This is a genomic window from Staphylococcus sp. HL28 (genome assembly GCF_021117155.1).
Lineage (GTDB): Bacteria > Bacillota > Bacilli > Staphylococcales > Staphylococcaceae > Staphylococcus > Staphylococcus warneri.
Genome location: NZ_CP088218.1, coordinates 210,800 through 229,204 on the forward strand (window position 1 = coordinate 210,800; position 18,405 = coordinate 229,204).

At 33.5% G+C, this 18,405-nt stretch carries 22 protein-coding genes; 13 read left to right on the forward strand and 9 right to left on the reverse strand.

The features are described from left to right. Positions 1 to 176 precede the first annotated feature (176 nt). Complete coding sequence (locus LPC11_RS00935; protein ID WP_107566386.1) at positions 177 to 1,205, forward strand: SDR family oxidoreductase; 1,029 nt, start codon at positions 177 to 179, stop codon at positions 1,203 to 1,205. Between the two features lie 62 nt (positions 1,206 to 1,267). Here LPC11_RS00935 and LPC11_RS00940 read toward each other — a convergent pair whose 3' ends face one another. Together LPC11_RS00940 and LPC11_RS00945 are read right to left on the reverse strand one after the other, a co-directional pair. Then, on the reverse strand, positions 1,268 to 2,125 hold the full coding sequence (locus LPC11_RS00940) for an SDR family oxidoreductase (RefSeq protein ID WP_023374286.1): 858 nt from the start codon (positions 2,123 to 2,125) through the stop codon (positions 1,268 to 1,270). Between the two features lie 78 nt (positions 2,126 to 2,203). Further along, positions 2,204 to 3,259 carry a HoxN/HupN/NixA family nickel/cobalt transporter gene (locus LPC11_RS00945; protein WP_104681507.1) on the reverse strand — a complete coding sequence of 352 codons (1,056 nt, stop codon included), beginning with the start codon at positions 3,257 to 3,259 and terminating at the stop codon, positions 2,204 to 2,206. Between the two features lie 189 nt (positions 3,260 to 3,448). Between LPC11_RS00945 and LPC11_RS00950 the strand changes: the two genes are divergently transcribed. Further along, positions 3,449 to 3,658 (forward strand): zinc ribbon domain-containing protein, encoded by a 210-nt coding sequence (locus LPC11_RS00950; protein ID WP_002466596.1) that lies wholly within the window; start codon positions 3,449 to 3,451, stop codon positions 3,656 to 3,658. Positions 3,659 to 3,851: 193 nt separating this feature from the next. Beyond that, positions 3,852 to 4,754 (forward strand): EamA family transporter RarD, encoded by a 903-nt coding sequence (gene rarD, locus LPC11_RS00955; protein ID WP_023374284.1) that lies wholly within the window; start codon positions 3,852 to 3,854, stop codon positions 4,752 to 4,754. A 69-nt stretch (positions 4,755 to 4,823) separates the two neighbouring features. Here the strand turns inward: rarD and LPC11_RS00960 are convergent, their stop codons facing one another. Continuing rightward, on the reverse strand, positions 4,824 to 6,242 hold the full coding sequence (locus LPC11_RS00960) for an anion permease (protein WP_002466590.1): 1,419 nt from the start codon (positions 6,240 to 6,242) through the stop codon (positions 4,824 to 4,826). A gap of 219 nt (positions 6,243 to 6,461) precedes the next feature. Continuing rightward, on the reverse strand, positions 6,462 to 6,929 hold the full coding sequence (locus LPC11_RS00965) for a DinB family protein (protein ID WP_231307304.1): 468 nt from the start codon (positions 6,927 to 6,929) through the stop codon (positions 6,462 to 6,464). A 200-nt stretch (positions 6,930 to 7,129) separates the two neighbouring features. On the opposite strand from LPC11_RS00965, the gene LPC11_RS00970 reads away from it, so the two are divergent. The 3 genes from LPC11_RS00970 to LPC11_RS00980 are packed head-to-tail and all read left to right on the forward strand — an operon-like array spanning position 7,130 to position 8,827. Further along, on the forward strand, positions 7,130 to 7,456 hold the full coding sequence (locus LPC11_RS00970; RefSeq protein WP_023374281.1) for a PadR family transcriptional regulator: 327 nt from the start codon (positions 7,130 to 7,132) through the stop codon (positions 7,454 to 7,456). A gap of 2 nt (positions 7,457 to 7,458) precedes the next feature. Next, positions 7,459 to 8,235 carry a hypothetical protein gene (locus tag LPC11_RS00975; RefSeq protein WP_231307305.1) on the forward strand — a complete coding sequence of 259 codons (777 nt, stop codon included), beginning with the start codon at positions 7,459 to 7,461 and terminating at the stop codon, positions 8,233 to 8,235. 28 nt (positions 8,236 to 8,263) lie between these two features. Then, positions 8,264 to 8,827, forward strand: a complete 564-nt coding sequence (locus tag LPC11_RS00980; RefSeq protein WP_023374279.1) for a tubby C-terminal domain-like protein — start codon at positions 8,264 to 8,266, stop codon at positions 8,825 to 8,827. Between the two features lie 52 nt (positions 8,828 to 8,879). On the opposite strand, the gene pcp is transcribed toward LPC11_RS00980, so the two are convergent. Continuing rightward, positions 8,880 to 9,518 (reverse strand): pyroglutamyl-peptidase I, encoded by a 639-nt coding sequence (gene pcp, locus LPC11_RS00985; protein WP_023374278.1) that lies wholly within the window; start codon positions 9,516 to 9,518, stop codon positions 8,880 to 8,882. 111 nt (positions 9,519 to 9,629) lie between these two features. Beyond that, positions 9,630 to 10,592: an oxygen-dependent tRNA uridine(34) hydroxylase TrhO gene (trhO, locus tag LPC11_RS00990; RefSeq protein WP_002466585.1), complete on the reverse strand. Its 963-nt coding sequence runs from the start codon at positions 10,590 to 10,592 to the stop codon at positions 9,630 to 9,632. Positions 10,593 to 10,926: 334 nt separating this feature from the next. Between trhO and LPC11_RS00995 the strand changes: the two genes are divergently transcribed. After that, positions 10,927 to 11,898 carry an SMP-30/gluconolactonase/LRE family protein gene (locus tag LPC11_RS00995; protein WP_231307306.1) on the forward strand — a complete coding sequence of 324 codons (972 nt, stop codon included), beginning with the start codon at positions 10,927 to 10,929 and terminating at the stop codon, positions 11,896 to 11,898. A 60-nt stretch (positions 11,899 to 11,958) separates the two neighbouring features. Here the strand turns inward: LPC11_RS00995 and LPC11_RS01000 are convergent, their stop codons facing one another. Then, entirely contained in the window at positions 11,959 to 12,474 is a 516-nt protein-coding gene (locus LPC11_RS01000) for a YceI family protein (protein WP_023374276.1), read from the reverse strand. 225 nt (positions 12,475 to 12,699) lie between these two features. Between LPC11_RS01000 and LPC11_RS01005 the strand changes: the two genes are divergently transcribed. Both LPC11_RS01005 and LPC11_RS01010 read left to right on the forward strand, forming a co-directional pair. After that, the gene (locus LPC11_RS01005; protein WP_107566383.1) at positions 12,700 to 13,230 is read left to right on the forward strand and encodes a VOC family protein; all 531 of its coding nucleotides are present in this window, start codon (positions 12,700 to 12,702) and stop codon (positions 13,228 to 13,230) included. A gap of 49 nt (positions 13,231 to 13,279) precedes the next feature. Further along, positions 13,280 to 14,092 (forward strand): alpha/beta hydrolase, encoded by an 813-nt coding sequence (locus tag LPC11_RS01010; RefSeq protein ID WP_023374274.1) that lies wholly within the window; start codon positions 13,280 to 13,282, stop codon positions 14,090 to 14,092. Positions 14,093 to 14,151: 59 nt separating this feature from the next. Here LPC11_RS01010 and LPC11_RS01015 read toward each other — a convergent pair whose 3' ends face one another. Continuing rightward, positions 14,152 to 15,717 (reverse strand): YfcC family protein, encoded by a 1,566-nt coding sequence (locus LPC11_RS01015; protein WP_023374273.1) that lies wholly within the window; start codon positions 15,715 to 15,717, stop codon positions 14,152 to 14,154. Positions 15,718 to 15,950: 233 nt separating this feature from the next. Between LPC11_RS01015 and LPC11_RS01020 the strand changes: the two genes are divergently transcribed. The 3 genes from LPC11_RS01020 to LPC11_RS01030 are packed head-to-tail and all read left to right on the forward strand — an operon-like array spanning position 15,951 to position 17,387. Next, complete coding sequence (locus LPC11_RS01020) at positions 15,951 to 16,361, forward strand: MerR family transcriptional regulator (protein ID WP_023374272.1); 411 nt, start codon at positions 15,951 to 15,953, stop codon at positions 16,359 to 16,361. Further along, the gene (locus LPC11_RS01025; RefSeq protein ID WP_023374271.1) at positions 16,358 to 16,903 is read left to right on the forward strand and encodes an NAD(P)H-dependent oxidoreductase; all 546 of its coding nucleotides are present in this window, start codon (positions 16,358 to 16,360) and stop codon (positions 16,901 to 16,903) included. The genes LPC11_RS01020 and LPC11_RS01025 overlap by 4 nt, the downstream gene beginning before the upstream one ends. Positions 16,904 to 16,931: 28 nt before the next feature. After that, the gene (locus LPC11_RS01030; protein WP_023374270.1) at positions 16,932 to 17,387 is read left to right on the forward strand and encodes a GNAT family N-acetyltransferase; all 456 of its coding nucleotides are present in this window, start codon (positions 16,932 to 16,934) and stop codon (positions 17,385 to 17,387) included. A gap of 75 nt (positions 17,388 to 17,462) precedes the next feature. On the opposite strand, the gene LPC11_RS01035 is transcribed toward LPC11_RS01030, so the two are convergent. Continuing rightward, complete coding sequence (locus LPC11_RS01035; RefSeq protein WP_023374269.1) at positions 17,463 to 17,873, reverse strand: Lrp/AsnC family transcriptional regulator; 411 nt, start codon at positions 17,871 to 17,873, stop codon at positions 17,463 to 17,465. 108 nt (positions 17,874 to 17,981) lie between these two features. On the opposite strand from LPC11_RS01035, the gene LPC11_RS01040 reads away from it, so the two are divergent. Further along, positions 17,982 to 18,392, forward strand: coding sequence for a carboxymuconolactone decarboxylase family protein (locus LPC11_RS01040; protein WP_023374268.1), 411 nt, complete (start codon positions 17,982 to 17,984; stop codon positions 18,390 to 18,392). Positions 18,393 to 18,405 lie beyond the last annotated feature (13 nt).

Below are 18,405 nucleotides of genomic sequence, written 5' to 3' on the forward strand. Positions count from 1 at the left end.
ATTATATAACTTATCGTGATTAGATTACTTTAAGATACCATTTTTTACGCTTATTTCATAAAATTTCGGTTGATTTAAAATGATAACAAAGCATTGGTAATATTCATATAATTAGTTGAATGTCATAGAACCTGTTATAATCAAAGCTCAAATAAGTTAACCTGAGGAGGTTAAATATGAATGAACAAGTCTTGGTCACAGGTGGTAGCGGGTTCTTAGGAATGCGTATCATTAGTGAATTATTAAAAGATGGTTATGAGGTACGTACGACGTTACGTTCTTTAGATAAAAAGAAACAAGTAATTAAAACATTAAATGATCATCACATAAAAACGGATAAATTAACATTTGTAGAAGCGGATTTATCGAAGGATGAACATTGGAATGAAGCGATGAAAGATTGTAAATATGTATTGAGTGTCGCTTCACCAGTATTTTTTGATATTCCGGAAGATGAAACGGAAGTCATTAGACCAGCAATTGAAGGTATTCAACGAATTTTGAGAGCAGCGGAGAAAGCGAATGTGAAACGTGTAGTGATGACATCAAACTTTGGTGCTGTTGGTTTTAGTAATAAAGACAAATCTAGTGTCACTACCGAAGAAAACTGGACAAACCAAGATGAGCCTGGATTGTCAGCTTATGAAAAATCTAAGTTATTAGCAGAGAAGGCGGCATGGGACTTCGTTAAGAATAAGGATAATAATTTAGAATTTGCGACGATTAATCCTGTAGCAATGTTAGGACCATCATTAGATAGTCATATTTCAGGTAGTTTTAATGTCATTAAAAACATAGTTAATGGTTCATTGAAACGTGTGCCTAATATTCCATTAAATGTAGTAGATGTCAGAGATGTGGCGCGTTTACACATTTTAGCGATGACTACACCTGAAGCTAATAACCAACGATTTATCGCTACGGCAGACGGACAAATTTCAATGCCAGAAATTGCCCAATTAATTAAACATCAACGTCCTGAATTAGCTACTCAAACATCTACAAAGAAATTGCCTAACTTTGTATTAGGTTTAGGTGCGAAGTTTAATAAAGAGGCTAAAGAAGGTAAATTGTTACTTGATATGAATAGAAATGTAAGTAACGAACATGCTAAATCAATGCTTGGTTGGCGCCCAATTGGAACACAAGAAGAGGCAATTCTAGAAGCACTTGATAGTATGGCTAAGTATAACTTGATTAAATAAATTAAAAAAGCAGTAGTAGGTCAGTGTTTAAAATGACTTACTACTGCTTTTATGTTGTATATCTATTTTCCTAATAATTTAACAACACGTCGTTGTTGTTCTTTACCCGTTGGATCAGCTTGTGTTTTAAGTTCAGTAAATGCTTCAGACCAGTCTGATGTACGAGTACGAATAGGTGGTTCTTCCATTTCTAACGTATTAAGTATGACGGTAGCGACTTCTTCAGAAGTTTGAGATGACCCCGCGCCATAATTCTCTTTAAGACCACCTAAGTATGAGTCAAGGATTGGCTTATACTCATCATCTTTAAGACCACCCGTAGACTGTAGTTGTGCCATCACATTATTTGTGAATTCTGATTGAATGCCACCTGGTTCAATGAGAGTGAATTTAATATTGAATTCCGGTTGAACGTAACTAGCCATCGCTTCTGTATAACCTTCTACACCGAATTTAGTTGCACAATAAATTTCGTTAAATGGTTGACCTACAAGACCGCCAACAGAAGATATATTAATGATACGACCGTCTCTTTGATTTCTCATATATGGTAAGACTGCTTTTGTCATACGGATGACGCCCATTAAGTTTAAATTTAATTGCCACATGATTTCATCATCTGTTGCGAGTTCCGTTGTTTTAACAAAGCCAGCACCTGCGTTATTAATAAGGATATCAATACGACCTTCAGTATTGATAATGTCAGAAACGACTTGATTGATATGATCTAAGTTTGTAACATCCAGTTGTTTGACTTCTAAGTCTATACCCTCTTGCTGTGATAATTGTGTGAGTGCATCTTGCTTTTCTAAATGACGCATCGTTGCGTATACTTTATATCCATTTTTAGCAAGTAGTGAAGCAGTTTCTAAGCCTAAGCCTGTTGAAGACCCAGTAATTAATGCGATTTTTTTATTCATGAACGAATACCCCGATTATTTTTATTTAAATGATTAGTTGCGCTAAGTTTACGTGGTTATCAACGGAATAGCAAAGATTTAAGACCAACGTTGCTCAACTTTTCCGAATTTCCAAATCAGTGTTGAAATCAACCATGTGATTAAGAACAAACCAACCAAAATATAACCTAAATAGTCAAATTGAATGGATTGAATTAATGACCAAAAACCACCTGATAACGCAAATTTATCAGCCATAATTTGTAATAATTCTATTAGGCCAATAATTAAAGCTGCAATAACTGAAATGGTTGTAATTGTAATGTTGTAATAGATTTTGCGAATAGGATTAAAGAATGCCCAGTTGTAGGCAGATTTCATCACTACACCATCTAAGGTATCTAATAAACTCATACCTGCTGCAAATAAAATAGGTAATGATAAGATACCTATAAATGAAATAGCTTGTTGAGAAGCACCAGATGACAACGCGAGCAATGCAATTTCACTTGCTGTATCAAACCCTAAACCAAAGAGGAAACCTAATGGTAATACGTGCCAACTTCTACTGATGACTTTGAAGTAAGGTCCTACAAATCGAGTGATAAAGCCTCTAGATTCTAAAAGTTCATTCACTTCCTCATCATCAATGCCTTTTTGTTTACGTAATTTCATAAATAATTGAACTAGAGATACTAGAATAATTAAATTTAAGATACCAATTAAAACTAAGAAAAATCCGGAAACTAACGTGCCAATCGTACCGCCTATGTCTTGGAAATGGGGTAATTCACTTTTAGCCCATTTGACTGATATGCCTAGTAATACTGCCATTAAAAATACGACGGTAGAGTGACCGATTGAAAAGTAGAAGCCGACACCTACAGGATCGCGACGTTGTTGTAATAACTTCCTAACTGTATTATCGATGGCAGCAATATGATCGGCATCGAAAGCGTGACGTAAACCTAACGTATATGCCAAAATACCCATGCCAAATAAAATATGATGATCTTTACCTGCAAACCATAAAAAACTAAACCCAATAATGTGTAGTAAGATGACAATGCTTATGTATGGTAACCAACTTAATGATTGTCGTTGCATTGATTTCAAAATAATACCCTCTTTCTGATAAACATAATAATTAATCATACTCCGATTAATGATAAACGCATAGAAAATTTTATTAGTGTAACAAAAATGTTATGCCGAAAATAAATTAGTTTTAATTATTATTTAATTGATATTACAACGAAATAAGGTCAACAGATTAAACGTTTGAATGATTATATTGTCAGGTATAAATTAATGACAAGTTTTTAAATAAGGGGGAGATGACAAATGGTTGAACATCAAGGGTGTGTTAAATGCGGACATACTGAAGTCGAAGAGGGCACACTATCTGCAACTGGTTCAGGGCTCTCAAAAGTTTTCGATTTACAACATAATAATTTTATAACGATTACTTGTAAAAATTGTGGTTATACGGAATTTTATAAAGATGATAAGAATAGAAAATCAGATATCATTGATCTCTTTTTCGGTGGCTAGTGACTGACTATGAGTCCTTAAATAAACTATCTTTAATCGTTGATAGTGAGTATATGAATAAACATCCCGATTGTTGAATTAAATTTTCAATATGTTGGGGTGTTTTTTTATAAACAAACTATTGTTTTTCTGATTCATTTATTAGTAGACTGATATTATTATAACGATTGAGATGTGTGGAGGGAGGACTTTGATGAATAATGAATATAAAAAAGGCATATTTTTCGCACTAGGTGCATATGTTTTATGGGGCATTTTACCTATATATTGGGAACTGATTCATCATATTGGTGCATTTGAAATTTTAGCCTTTAGAATTATCTTTTCAGCGATATTCATGATTTTTATTTTAATCATTGGCAAGAATCAGAGGCAAGCATTTATTCGAGATGTGAATCAATTGGTGACACATCCTATACAACTTGTAGCCATCGTCGTTGCTGGTTATGTGATAACGATTAACTGGGGGACATTTATATGGGCAGTGACGAATGGACATGTATTACAATCTAGTTTAGGTTATTATATTAATCCGTTAGTGAGTATCTTATTAGCGCTCATTTTCCTAAAAGAACGATTTAATAAATTTGAATGGTTAGCGATTCTATTTGCATTTATTGGCGTACTTTACATGACATTGAAAGTAGGAGAATTCCCAATCGTGGCACTAATGTTGGCATTTTCATTTGGGATTTATGGATTATTGAAAAAGGTTGTCCATATCGATGCGATTAGTAGTATTACAGTAGAATGTATTGTCACGGCTCCTGCAGGATTAATCTATGTTGGTTATTTATGGCAACAGCACCAACTTAGCTTTGGTATGAACATGTCTTCGTTCTGGTTATTATTCTCTGGTGCGATTACAGCGATTCCTTTAATACTATTCTCAGCAGGCGCAAAACGTATTCCACTATCTTTAACAGGCTTCATCCAATATGTTGGACCAACCATTATGTTTGTTTTAGGTATCTTCTTATTTAACGAACCATTTGATATCAATCAATTGATTACGTTTATCTTTATCTGGATAGGTATTGTGTTATACAGTACATCTCAATATTTAAAAATGAAAAGAAGACCAATTACAGAATAAGAAAAATCATCACCTTTACCCAAGAATAAGTGGTATAGGTGATGATTTTTCTTATTGATATTGAATTGATTAAAATATACCGATTAATTTCATCCATAATGAGCCTAAGCCAATCCAGATGATAAAGTAGACGAATCCTAATACGATATTCATTGTCCACCAACGTTTTTGTGTGATGTAGCCTGAACCATAAAGAATAGGCGCTGGACCACTACTATAGTGTGTTGTTGACGCTAATAAGTTACCGAAGAACCCAAGGATTAAAGCACTGAACAATGGAGGTGCTCCGGCTGCGACTGCCACGCCTAATAATGCGGCATACATTGCACTGACATGTGCAGTTGCACTTGCGAATAAATAATGTGAATAGAAGAAAAATAGTATAAGTAGCACAATGACAATTGGCCAACTTAAACCATGTAAGCTATGTGCAATCAATTGACTCAACCATGGAATAAATCCTAGCTGGTTTAACTGATCTGCCATGAGTACAAGTACTGAGAACCAAACTAATGTATTCCATGCACCTGTTTCATTTAAAATATCTTTCCATGTTAAGACACCTGTAAGTAACAGTAATGCTAACGCAATAAATGCTGTTAATGTTGCATCAACATGGATAAAGCTACCTGTTACCCATAATGCTAATGCCACGATAAAGATACCTGTCATGAATTTTTCAGCAATGGATATAGGTCCCATATTGGCTAATTCATTTTCAGCCCACTGTTTGGCATTGGGTGTTTCCTTTACAGTAGGTGGATACATTTTATAAATAATAAATGGAACGACGATTAAGGATACTAGTCCAGGTACAAGTGCAGCTAAAAACCAATTCATCCACGTAATATGTACATGCGCAGTTTTTTCGGCTAAGTTTTGAGCTAGTGGATTACCTGCCATTGCAGTTAAGAACATTGCTGCTGTAATGAGGTTACCTTGGAATTCAGTGAAAATGAGAAAGGCACCCATTTTACGTTCTGTACCATCTTTAGGACTTGAACCAAATGATTCAGACAATGATTTAATAATAGGGAACATAATACCACCGGCACGTGCAGTATTACTTGGTGTTGCAGGGGCTAATATTAAATCGACGCCTACTAATGAATAGGCTAAGCCCAAGGTCTTTTTCCCAAACAGTTTGACGAATTGCAGTGCGATTCGACGACCTAAACCCGTTTTAACAAAGCCTCTTGAAATGAAGAATGCCATAGCGATAAGCCATATACTATTATTACCGAATCCTTGGACAGCGGTCTTAATATCAACAACACCAACCAAAACGGTTAATGTAAATCCAATAATAGATACGGCACCAATTGGCATAGGTTGCGTGATACAAGCGATGATCGTAGCGACAAATATCGCAAACATATACCATGCTTGAGTATCTAGTGCATCTGGTTTAAAAGGGGTTAATGCCCATATGAGTAAACCAACTACAATAGGAAGAATAAACTTTTTGTATTTTACATTATTTTCCAAGATGAGTTTCCTTCTTTCTTTCTATTAGGAGATTCATTAGTACACCACTAGGATAATCCTATTTATAGTGAATGTACAGAGGGTTTGTGCAATTAATTGAGAATCATTTTCGATGATTTAGGACATAAAAAAGGACCTCACTTTACAAGCGAAATCCTTTAAATGATGATAGCTTAAGATACTGTTTTAACAACCAGACTATCAAAAAGCATTGTTGAATTATTGTTGTTTTATGACACGTGCCATTTCTTCAATTTTACCAGCGTGAAGTGGGATATGAATAGCATTCAACATTAATAGACCTTCCACTGTGGAGAATCCTGCAATGGGTTGATCTAGTGTTTGTGCTAACTGTTCATCTGTTAATTGTCTTGCACGTTCAGGAATAGTTTGAATATCTTTTAAAATCTCATCGATACTCGGCACACCACCTTCAATTTGAGGCCAGTCAGCTGGTTTAGATCCAGGCGCAAATAGTTGTTTATAGCGTTCTAAATCAACCACATGTTGATTACCTTTAGATAATGCATTTTCAAAAACAGTTAATACATGACCGAATTGCCAATGTATATTATTAGGAAATATATCACTATCTTGATCTAAAATAGCTTCAACTTTCCAACTATCATACATATTTACTAAATAATGAACACCCGTATCTATAACATAATAAACCGTATTCGTCATTATTCATCTCTCCTCTGTATAAAAAATATACTCAATAGTTCTAATTGTGTTTACCCAGATTCATCGCATCTTAGACATTATCAAATGAGTGTGATTGATAGTGAATATTATGAAATGACTATCTTTTATTGTAAGATAGTTGACAAGAATAGATTTATTGACTATCTTATATTATAAGATAGTGGTCGGAGGCGTTGATGATGTCAGTATCAAATCAAATGATGAAAGGACTGCTAGATGGCGCAATTTTAGGACTAATAGCTAAAGGTGAAACATATGGTTATGAAATATTAGAAAAGTTGCATGCCAATCAATTTCCAGAAATTAGTGATGGAAGTATTTATCCTGTACTCTTACGTTTGAGTAAAAAAGGATACGTAGAAACAACGGTTCGTAAATCTGATAATGGTGGGCCTAAAAGAAAATATTATACGATTACAGAAAACGGCAAAGTAGAGTTAGCAGCATTTCAAGAGAAGTGGAAGTATTTAAACTCAGGTATGAATAATTTATTCGGGAGTGAATAGTTATGTTGAGTAAAGAATCGGAAAATTTCTTGGACAAATTAAGAGTCGAACTTCTTTTTAGAGGAAAAGACGAAGATGAAGTGAATGAGATAGACGATGAATTGCGAGATCATTTACTGACTGCTGAACAAAATGGTGAAGATGTACGGCCAATTATCCAAACGCCTGTGAAATCATATGCAGATCGTTTCGCTAAAGAAATGACAATGACACAGGGACTATATAAATATGTGATGTACTTTATAGTATTCTTATTGGCCATTTTTATGATACCTAGAATGCTTGATCAAGGTACGTTTGATGTGTCAGTATCACTCCTGCTTTATATTATAGGTGTATTCGTTTTAGGTGTGGTTGTACAACTCGTAGTGATGAGGAAAGCGTTAGTTCGATGGGGAGATAAGAAAGAATCTTACATTGTGATCATAGGATTTGGTATTGGTGTTTATTTATTGATGATAGCTGGCGAATATTTATTAAGGCATTATCCAATCTATACGATGATTAAATTATCTAATATACAAAGTTTAGTGATTGGAATCATCTTACTTATTTTGACAATGATTGGTTGTTTCATTGTTAAACAGAAGATTTTCGCATTCATTATTTTAATAGTGTCTGCACCAAACTTAATTGCGCACCTTTTCACTGGAAGTATGAGTGGTAATCTAGAAACATTTATCATTATTTCCTCGGTGATACTTGTAGTGATTAGTTGGGGATTCATAGGTTATTATGTTTATAAGCTTTGGAAATTAAGAAAAGAAGATAAACGTTAACAAATCAATTAAAAGAGGTGGCAGTATGATGTATAAGTATAAAAAGAGGAATCCTTTTTCTACCCAATCATCTCCAGTTTATGATGAAGGGAACCAACATATTGTTGATATACAGAAAGTTTTTCGTAATCCATTTCAAAGAATCGTAAGTATTGTCACATTATCTTTAAGATTTAGAAGATATGAATTGAGGAATTCAGCGGGAGAAATCGTTGTCGAAGCTAGTGCAAAGTCTGTGTTAGAGGGTAAACATTTCGAATTGTATTATCACGACAAGGGCAGCACACAAAAGGTTTTATTTGATAAGAAAAGTAGTGGAACTAAAGATACGTATGGCATTATTAAATTAGATAATCGAATTTTAAATATATATGCCGATGAAAATAATCAGACGCACATTAAAGATGCTAAATTAGATCGTGATATTGCATATTGGAAACAGGTTGGGGACTACGCAGAAATACGTGGTGGAGAAGACCGGTTTTTTGAAGATCATAAGATCTTGTGTATGGCGATACTCCATGTCTTTGCAGTGAATCATGTCTATACACGTCATAAAGGATGGTCAATGATAGGACCACCTACGATATAATAAATTAGCCAAGAATGATAGGTGTAGATCATTCTTGGCTATTTTTTATACATTAATGCGTTTCACCTAAAGCAATTTTGATGTCATCATTTCTGTCAATTGCTTCGATTGCTGCGATTAACCCTTTAACAATTGTGTCCAATGATAATGAGGGTGATTGAGATGGTGCTTCGACTTGTTCAGGAATATAGGGCACATGAATGAATCCGAATAGCAAGTTTGGAAAACGTGTAGCATTTAAGTAACCGAGTTGATATAAAATATGATTACATACAAACGTACCTGCACTGTTTGATAGCTTAGCAGGAATACCTTGTTGTTTGATATTTTCTGTCATTCGTTTAACAGGTAAATTTGAAAAATAAGCTGATGCACCCTTAGGTTGTATAGGAATATCAATAGGTTGTTGTCCGTCATTATCAGCTATTCTAGCATCATCTATATTGATACCGATACGTTCAGGGGTGATTTCGGCACGACCACCGGCTTGACCTACTGCAACGACGGCGTCATATTCTCCGGAATCTAACGCTTGTTGTATGACATTCATCACTTTATGAAAGACAGTTGGTACTTCTAACTTTGTAATATCATGTTGTCCGATATAGTCAGGCAACTGCTTAACCGCCTCCCAAGAAGGATTAACTTGATTGCCCTCAAATGGATCAAATCCAGTAACTAGAATCTTCATACGCCCACCTCTTAATATGATTTATTTATATAGTATCATTTAAACCCAATGACTCAATAAAAAAACAGGTCGTAAAACGTATCGTTTTACGGCCTGTTTTAAATATTTTAATTATGCGTGTGCATGTTCTGGAACGTCTTTGAAGTTTTCTAAACGACGTTCCCATTCTTCATCACTAATATCATGTGTTGCAACGTAACGGTTGCGTTCATGTTTAGCGCAGTCGTATGAGCATGCGCCTAAATATTTTTCTTCATTTTCTTCTGAAACAAGGATTTGTTTGTTACATTCTGGGTTGGCACAATTGATATAACGTTCGCAAGGTGTGCCGTCGAAATGTTCTTTACCGACAACTGTTTTCTCAACTTGGTTAACATCTACGCTAATACGTTCATCGAAGACGTACATTTTACCATCCCAGTATTGGCCTTTGGTTTCTGGGTCTTTACCATAAGTTGCGATACCGCCGTGTAATTGACCAACGTTTTCGAAGCCTTCTTTAACTAACCAACCTGAGAATTTTTCACAACGAATACCACCAGTACAATAAGTGACAATGTTTTTACCGTCTAATTTGTCTTTGTTGTCGCGGATCCAATCTGGTAAGTCTCTGAAACGTGTAATGTCTGGACGCACAGCACCACGGAAATGACCTAAATCAAATTCGTAATCATTTCTAGCATCTAAGATGACTGTATTTTCATCTTCAAGTGCTTCTTTAAATTCTTTTGGTGAGTAGTATTTACCAGTTGTTTCACGTGGATCTACATCTTCTTCTAAATCAAGTGCAACGATTTCTTTTCTTGGACGTACGTGCATTTTTTTGAATGTGTGACCTTCAGCTTCATCAATTTTGAATGTCATATCTTTAAAACGTTCGTCTGCATGCATATGTTCAATATATTTATCTGTATCTTCTTTAGTACCTGATAGTGTACCGTTGATACCTTCTGTTGATACTAAGATACGCCCTTTTAAGTTATTCTCTTTACAGAATGCTAAGTGTTCTGCAGCAAATGTTTCGGGATCTTCAATCGTTGTATATTTGTAATATAAAAGTACTCTATAATCCATTTTCTATTCTCCTCTAATCTATTAATCTATGTGTTTTACATCATTATTTATACATTGTTAAACGTCTCGTTAATGTCTACGTATTTTTACACCATTATAATATTGTACCAAAATTAGCAAATGATTCAATATCTCAGCTTATAATTCATTCAAGTGACTGAGTATTTAAATGTATTTTACTAAGATATAAAAATAACAAAATAAGGCATTAATGATATAAGAATTTTTCTTATGTAACAGAATTAGCAAATGGGTTATATCCCTCAATGACTTTAAATTTAATTTCAGATAAAATAGTGATGATATCATTATATATGAAAGAAGGGGTATGGAAATGGAAAATAATGGTTTACCAACATTAAAGTATGAGGGGCTATCGGCTAGTGTTGCGCCGATTGTTTCGGAAAGTGAATTGCAAACGATAACAGTTGAACCATGGGTAGAAATCTCGGATAAAGGATTACAACTTGAGGGATTAAACTTTGATTGTGATGGGCAATTATTCTTACTTGATGTCTTTGAAGGTAATATCTTTAAAGTTAATCCTGACACCAAAGAAGTGACACGTCCATTTAAATCGAAAAAAGAAAATCCAGCAGCCATTAAAATTCATAAAGACGGTCGATTATTTATATGTCATCTAGGTGATTTCAAATCGACAGGTGGCATATTTGCTACAACTGACAAAGGGGACCAATTTGAAGAGATTATTTCAGAATTAAATACGGAATATTGTATTGACGATATGGTATTTGATCGTAAAGGTGGCTTTTATTTTACTGATTTTAGAGGTTATTCAACGCATCCTCTAGGCGGTGTGTATTATGTATCACCAGATTTTCAAAAGGTGACACCTGTGATTCAAAATATTAGTGTCGCAAATGGTGTTGCCTTAAGTACAGATGAACGTGTGCTTTGGGTGACTGAAACGACTACGAACCGATTACACCGTATTGAATTAGAGGAAGATGGAGTGACGATTGCACCATTCGGCGCGACGATTCCTTATTATTTTACTGGTCATGAAGGCCCAGATTCTTGTTGTATTGATAGTGATGATAATTTGTATGTTGCGATGTATGGACAAGGAAGAGTCTTAGTATTTAATAAAAAAGGCTATCCTATTGGGCAAATTCTAATTCCAGGTCGAGATGAAGGTCATATGCTACGCTCTACGCATCCACAATTTATCCCTGGAACAAATCAACTTATTATTTGTTCGAATGACATCGAAATGGGTGGCGGATCAATGTTATATACGGTAAATGGATTTGCTAAAGGTCATCATAGTTTCCAATTTCATTAAAAAAGAGTATGAAAAAAACGGTTTTCTACGTATATGTAGAAAACCGTTTTATTTAATATATTAGTCTTGGATTGAAAATTCTGCTGAAACTTCGAATTTTACTTCTCTACCTAACATTACGCCACCAGTTTCTAATGCTTGGTTAAAGCTAATGCCATATTTTTCTCTATCGATTTTACCAGTTACGATGAAACCAGTTACTTGTTCACCGTTCATAGGGTTTTTACTTACGCCATTAAATTCAACGTCGAATTTTTCTTCGTGTGTTTCGCCTTTAATTGTTAAGTCACCAACAACACTATTTTCGCTTACTTCTTTTGATACGAAAGTGATTTTATCGAATTCATCAGTACCGAAGAAATCGCCTGTTTTTAAGTGGTTGTCACGGTCTTCGTTACCAGTATTGATTGAAGCAGGATCAATTGTTGCAGTTGCTTTTAAAGTACTTAAATCGTTAATATCGCCTTCAACGTTAACGTCGAATTTGTCGAATGCACCTTTCACTTTTGAAACCATTAAATGTTTGATTTGGAAATCTAATGCACTGTGTACGCTATCGAATGTAAATTGAGTCATAATTAACTCCTCCGTTTTCTCTTTTTAAATATATCATTTATATTTGATATAAAGAATATACCACATACATTTTAGAAAAGCAAACTTTTTATGATTAAATCTTCAAAAGTTTATATCTTTTATACTCTAAAAGTATATTTAACTTCTAAATGTGTCAAATGAAAATATATTGGGAATAGAAAATAAAAAGAGGCTAAACTATTTAAATCAGAGGTGTCATTAATGATGAGTATCACAAGAGGTATCAATCATATTGGATTGACTGTTCCAGACATTGAAGTAGCGACAGAATTTTTTAAGCAAGGATTAGACGGGAAAGTGGCTTATGACAGCCAAACACAAAAAGATAGTCCTAGAGAGGGCAAATTTGTAGAAGAGGTATTAGGCCTTGAGAAAAGTGCCAAAATTATTAAAAAGCGCATGATGGTTTTTGGTAATGGTCCAAATATTGAACTATTTGAATTTAAAGATGCGACACAACAACAAGCTGTATCATTACAAGATATAGGTTTCACTCATCTTTCATTCTATGTAGATCATTTTGAGAAAGCTTTGGCACAAATTAAACGTGCAGGTGGGCAACCCATATCTGAACCACATCTAAATACACGTTATGAAGATACGAAAGATAATCAAACAGTTTATGTTAAGACACCGTGGGGAAGCTTAATTGAGTTACAAACGATACCAAATGGTTATTATTATCCTCCTGATAGTGAAGCAGATGTATTTATTCCGAATAAAATTAATGATTGATGTCATTATTGTTCGAAAGTGGGTATAAGTGAACTAAAGGGGGATGACAATGAATTATATTAAATACATTCAATCAGCAGACGGTACTAACCTATATGCTAAGGTCAACGAGGTATCGGAACCAAAGGCCAATATCATTGTTGTTCACGGTTTAGCTGAACACCTTGAACGTTATGATCACATCACTACATTTTTAAATGACAATCAATTTAACGTCATTCGATACGATCAGCGCGGACACGGTCGTTCAGAAGGAAAGCCTGTATATTATAGTAATAAAGATGAAATTGTGGAAGATTTAGATGCAATGATTCAATTTGTGAAAGAAACATACAAAGGTAACGTCTATCTTATTGGACATAGTATGGGCGGATACACAGTCACATTATATGGTACAAAACATCCTGGACTTGTCGATGGTATAATCACTTCTGGAGCATTAACACGGTATAACCTGAAATTATTTGGAGAACCTGACCGTAGTCAACCAGTAGATAAATATTTACCGAATGAACTTGGTGATGGTGTATGTTCAGATGAAGATACGATTCGAAAGTATGAATTAGACGATTTAGTAGCTAAAGATATCTCTTATGGATTAATTTATACACTGCTTGATGGCGTAGAATTATTAAAAGCACAAGCAGCATCGTTTACTGATCCAATATTGATATTACATGGCAAGGAAGATGGTCTTGTAAGTTATCAAGATTCACTTGAATTGTTTAATGACATTAGTTCCGAACATAAATCAATGCATATTTATGATGGACTGAAACATGAAATATTTAATGAATCTTCGTATAATCAAAGTATTTTCCAGGAAATAGTAGACTGGCTAAATCATAATGTATCTCAATAAAATGATAACCGGGATAGTGCTAGCTGTGCACTTATCCCGGTTATTTTTATATCAAACGATTAATGTAATAAAACTTGTGTGACTAACATGCCACCATCAAATACAAGTACAAAGACGACAACAGGCCATACAAAACGGAACCAATGAGAATAACGCATATTGAGCATTTGTAATGTCGCCATGACTAAACCTGTTGGTGCTAAGAATAGCATTGCATATTGTCCAAATTGATATGCAGATACAATGGTATATCTAGGAATACCTACTGTATCAGCTAGTGGTGCGAAAATAGGCATAGCTAACACAGCTAATCCAGATGATGATGGAATAATAAATCCTAGGAAGAAGAAGATAAATAATAAAGCGATTATAAATAATGGACCTTGAATATGTTCTACGAGCGAAGAAGAAAAATGTAAAATCGTATCTGAAATGCGACCATTATTTAATACTAAGTTTATGCCACGTGCTAATCCGATAATGAGTGATACCCCAACTAAACTGGAAGCACCTTTGACAAATTCATCTACGACACCTTGTTCACCTAAACCATTAGGACCAGTTGCAGTGAGTAGCATGATAATAATGGTAAAGATAAGGAATGCAGAAGCCATTGTTGGGAACCACCAACCTTGTGACATCACACCCCATACCATGACTGGGAAAGGTATCACAAAGAGTAGTAAAATTAATTTTTTACGCGTTGTAAATGATTGTTGTGTGGTATCGTGTTGCATCACAGACCATTGTTGATCAAATTCGTCTTTGTCTTCGTAACTATAAGACGCGGTAGGGTCTTTTTTAATTTTTTTACTATACCAATAGAGGTAACCAATAACAAATAGTGCACCGATAATACAACCAGCGATACGCCAGTACAAACCTTCAGTAAATGTAGTGCCGGCCGCATTAGATGCGATAACTACTGAGAATGGATTGATCGTAGAGAAGGTTGAGCCCATCGAACTTGCTAAAAAGATAGCCCCCACACAAACAATAGAGTCATAACCCATAGCTAAAAAGATAGGGACAAGTATAGGGTAGAAAGCCACAGCCTCTTCCTCAATACCACACAAGGTACCACCAAGAACCATTAATAAAGATACAAAGAAGATTAATAAAAATTCTCTACCTTTGGTCTTTTTAGTTAGTGCTAGTAAGCCAGATTCAAAGGCACCACTAGCTTGAACGACACCAATTAAACCACCGAGTACTAAAATGAATACCATAATATCAGCAGCTTCAATCGTACCATTTACCATACTACTCGTAATATCAGACAAATGAGCTGGGTGTTGATCTAAGCGCTCATATGTATTGGGAATGGATACAGGTTTATTAATGGCACCTGAAGTAAATTGATCAATATCAATTTTGACACCCATCTTATCTAGTTCATGTTGTGTAGCTTTGTGTGATTCAACTTTACCTTGCGGACTTTCGACCTTTAATACATGATCATCATAAGATAATTTAGAGTAAGAACCTGCAGGAATCATCCAAGTTGCTAAAACAGCTAAAATCGTTAAGATGAATAAAATTGCAAATGCACCAGGCATTTTTAATTTAAACTTTCTTTTTGGTGAAGATGTGTGACCATCGTTCATTCTGTGTTCCGTTTCCATTCAATCTCCTCCCTATACATACTTTATTAGTGAATAATTATAAAAAATATACATATAATTTCAAACAAATTAAGCATAACATTTATTATGAAAAATAATGAGGAAAAATTAACATTTTCAAAGAAAAAATAATTAAGAATTGCTAGAAGTGTAATTCATATACTTTTAAAAATAAATTGACCTTAAAGTATACTTTAATGATAATGTAAAATTACAAAATAAGGAGTGGTTTTATGAATATTGATAAAGTTTCCGAAATATCTGGTCTTTCTAAATCCAAGATTCGCTATTATGAAGAAATGGATTTAATTAAAGTTCAAAGAAAAGAAAATGGTTATAGAGATTTCAAAGAAGAAGATATTCAACTATTGAAAATAATTAATGATTTGAAAAGACTGAATCTAAAATTGAAAGATATTGAATACATTATTTCGTTATTTCAAAAACCCGTAACACAAAGTTGTAATGATGAATCTCAAATATTCCTGGATAATATAATCCAAATAATAAAAGCCAACATTGATGAACAAATTCTAATTTTAGAAAGAGTAGAAAAAATAAAAATTATGTCTGAAAACATGAAATATGAAGAAAATAAATCTAAGATTTTAGATGAATTATCGGGATGGAAGGAAAATATATGATTAGTTTAATTTATGCTGGAAATGAAAAAGGTAAATGTAAAGATATTCTTCAAAGAGTTGAAAAATTACTTTTAGATCAAGAATATCAAAAATTTAATTTGCAAAATGATCAACATGAAATTTATTCCCTTAGCAAGGGATATCATACTAAAATGTCTGAATATCAAATTAGAAGTATAGAAAAATTGAATAAAAGTGAATTATTTATTTTTATTTATCCATTATATTGGTTGAATTTACCAATGATATTAAAAGGGTTTATTGACATGGTATTTTGGCCAGAATATGCCTTTAGTTTTAAGCGAAAAAAATATTTTAAAAATGGACTTTGGAAAGATAAAAGAGCAATCATTATTTATACTTTAGGTGGTAGTGAATGGTTTCATATATTACAAGGTAGATTAGGGTATAGAGTCATGAAATACCCATTAAAACTTGCAGGCATTAAAAATATTAAACACTTCTATATAGACAATTTGAGTAAATCCACTAATGATAGGAATGTAAATAAAGTAATCAAAAAAATTGAAAAAGTATTATAGTTGATTTAATAAATAGGGGGGGATGGCAATGATAGAAACAGAACATTTAAAATTAATACAACCGTCTATGAAATATGTAGAGGACTTATTTCAATTACATACTAATGACGAGGCGACAAGATATACACCTTTAGGTCGCCATGAAGATATTGAAGATACAACTCATTACATTCAACAATGGCAACAACATTGGCAAGATAATCAATTTGGTTATTTCTTGATTCAACCTAAAGATAAAGATGAGGTAGTCGGTATCATGGGGTACGAATATAGAACGATAAATGACCAACGCTTTTTAAATCTTTATTACCGATTACTACCAGAATATACTGGTCGTAATTATGCATATGAAGCGATTAGTCGAATTGATGAATGGATGCTAAGTAGAGATAATGAGACAATGCATATTGTCAGAACCAATATACAAAATGTTCCATCCATTAAACTGGCTCAAAGATTGGGATTTAAGAGGGATAAGGAATGAGACGATATCATCAATAAAGGGGACATATGCCTTTTTAAAAGTTAATACAGAAGTTATTATAAATGTAAACACACTTTATTTTGTTTTTGAAAATATAAAGTGTGTTTTACTATGACCATATTTTTGAATAGTGTCTATAAATGATTCTACATCTCTCATGTTTTTAAAACGTGCTTTAAACATAAAACAACTATCGCCAGAAACTCTAAAACATTCATCTACAAATACTTGATTAGAAATAAATGTTTTGAAATCAGAATACAAATTATTTTTAATCGTAAGTTCTATAATAACCTCGATTTCATAGCCTAATTTTTTAAAATCTATATCAATTGTATATTTAGTGATAATGCCTTGATCTTGTAATTTCAAGATTCTTTCTCTAGTAGAGGGTACAGATAAATTAATAATTTCGCTTAATTTATTTAAAGACAATTTACTGTTTTCTGATAGTAAATCAATGATTTTATAATCTATAATGTCCATGTATCTATTCTCCTAAAATTTTGAAAGTTTATGTTGATTATAACTTAAATATAGTATTTAGAAAGGTGATATTTTTAATTATTATTAATATATTAAGGAGGAGTGATCATGGCGATTATTGACGAATCAAGTATAGGAGAAACACAATTTCAAAAATTATTAGGGCATCATCATATTTATAAAGAATGGAATAATTTAGCTAATAATTTAGAAAAAACGAGTTATTTATCAGCTCAAGTTAAAGAAGAAATACGTCGTATGCTAGCTCAAAAAAATCATTGTCAATATTGTAAGGCAAAAGGGAAACCACGTGGAATCCTTGGAAATGAGAAAGAACAAATTTGCATAGGCTTAGTTGAAGTGTATATGAAAGTAGGAGATAGGATACCAAATGAAATAATCCATTTATTGAAGCAAAGTTTAACAAATGCTGAGATAGTAGAATTATTTGCATTTATTTCTTTTACAAATTGTCAGCAACAATTTGGTGCATTAATGAAACTCAATCCCTCTGACTAAGCTATTATTAAAT

Coding starts and splice junctions, on each gene's coding strand:
- trhO (WP_002466585.1), bottom strand. CDS start 10,592: ATGGATTATAGAGTACTTTTATATTACAAATATACAACGATTGAAGAT.
- LPC11_RS01010 (WP_023374274.1), top strand. CDS start 13,280: ATGAATTATATTAAATACATTCAATCAGCAGACGGTACTAACCTATAT.
- rarD (WP_023374284.1), top strand. CDS start 3,852: ATGAATAATGAATATAAAAAAGGCATATTTTTCGCACTAGGTGCATAT.
- LPC11_RS00975 (WP_231307305.1), top strand. CDS start 7,459: ATGTTGAGTAAAGAATCGGAAAATTTCTTGGACAAATTAAGAGTCGAA.
- LPC11_RS01005 (WP_107566383.1), top strand. CDS start 12,700: ATGAGTATCACAAGAGGTATCAATCATATTGGATTGACTGTTCCAGAC.
- LPC11_RS01025 (WP_023374271.1), top strand. CDS start 16,358: ATGATTAGTTTAATTTATGCTGGAAATGAAAAAGGTAAATGTAAAGAT.
- LPC11_RS00935 (WP_107566386.1), top strand. CDS start 177: ATGAATGAACAAGTCTTGGTCACAGGTGGTAGCGGGTTCTTAGGAATG.
- LPC11_RS01030 (WP_023374270.1), top strand. CDS start 16,932: ATGATAGAAACAGAACATTTAAAATTAATACAACCGTCTATGAAATAT.
- LPC11_RS00950 (WP_002466596.1), top strand. CDS start 3,449: ATGGTTGAACATCAAGGGTGTGTTAAATGCGGACATACTGAAGTCGAA.
- LPC11_RS00965 (WP_231307304.1), bottom strand. CDS start 6,929: ATGACGAATACGGTTTATTATGTTATAGATACGGGTGTTCATTATTTA.
- LPC11_RS00945 (WP_104681507.1), bottom strand. CDS start 3,259: ATGATTAATTATTATGTTTATCAGAAAGAGGGTATTATTTTGAAATCA.
- LPC11_RS01015 (WP_023374273.1), bottom strand. CDS start 15,717: ATGGAAACGGAACACAGAATGAACGATGGTCACACATCTTCACCAAAA.
- LPC11_RS00980 (WP_023374279.1), top strand. CDS start 8,264: ATGTATAAGTATAAAAAGAGGAATCCTTTTTCTACCCAATCATCTCCA.
- LPC11_RS01020 (WP_023374272.1), top strand. CDS start 15,951: ATGAATATTGATAAAGTTTCCGAAATATCTGGTCTTTCTAAATCCAAG.
- LPC11_RS00995 (WP_231307306.1), top strand. CDS start 10,927: ATGGAAAATAATGGTTTACCAACATTAAAGTATGAGGGGCTATCGGCT.
- LPC11_RS00970 (WP_023374281.1), top strand. CDS start 7,130: ATGTCAGTATCAAATCAAATGATGAAAGGACTGCTAGATGGCGCAATT.
- pcp (WP_023374278.1), bottom strand. CDS start 9,518: ATGAAGATTCTAGTTACTGGATTTGATCCATTTGAGGGCAATCAAGTT.
- LPC11_RS01040 (WP_023374268.1), top strand. CDS start 17,982: ATGGCGATTATTGACGAATCAAGTATAGGAGAAACACAATTTCAAAAA.
- LPC11_RS00940 (WP_023374286.1), bottom strand. CDS start 2,125: ATGAATAAAAAAATCGCATTAATTACTGGGTCTTCAACAGGCTTAGGC.
- LPC11_RS01000 (WP_023374276.1), bottom strand. CDS start 12,474: ATGACTCAATTTACATTCGATAGCGTACACAGTGCATTAGATTTCCAA.
- LPC11_RS01035 (WP_023374269.1), bottom strand. CDS start 17,873: ATGGACATTATAGATTATAAAATCATTGATTTACTATCAGAAAACAGT.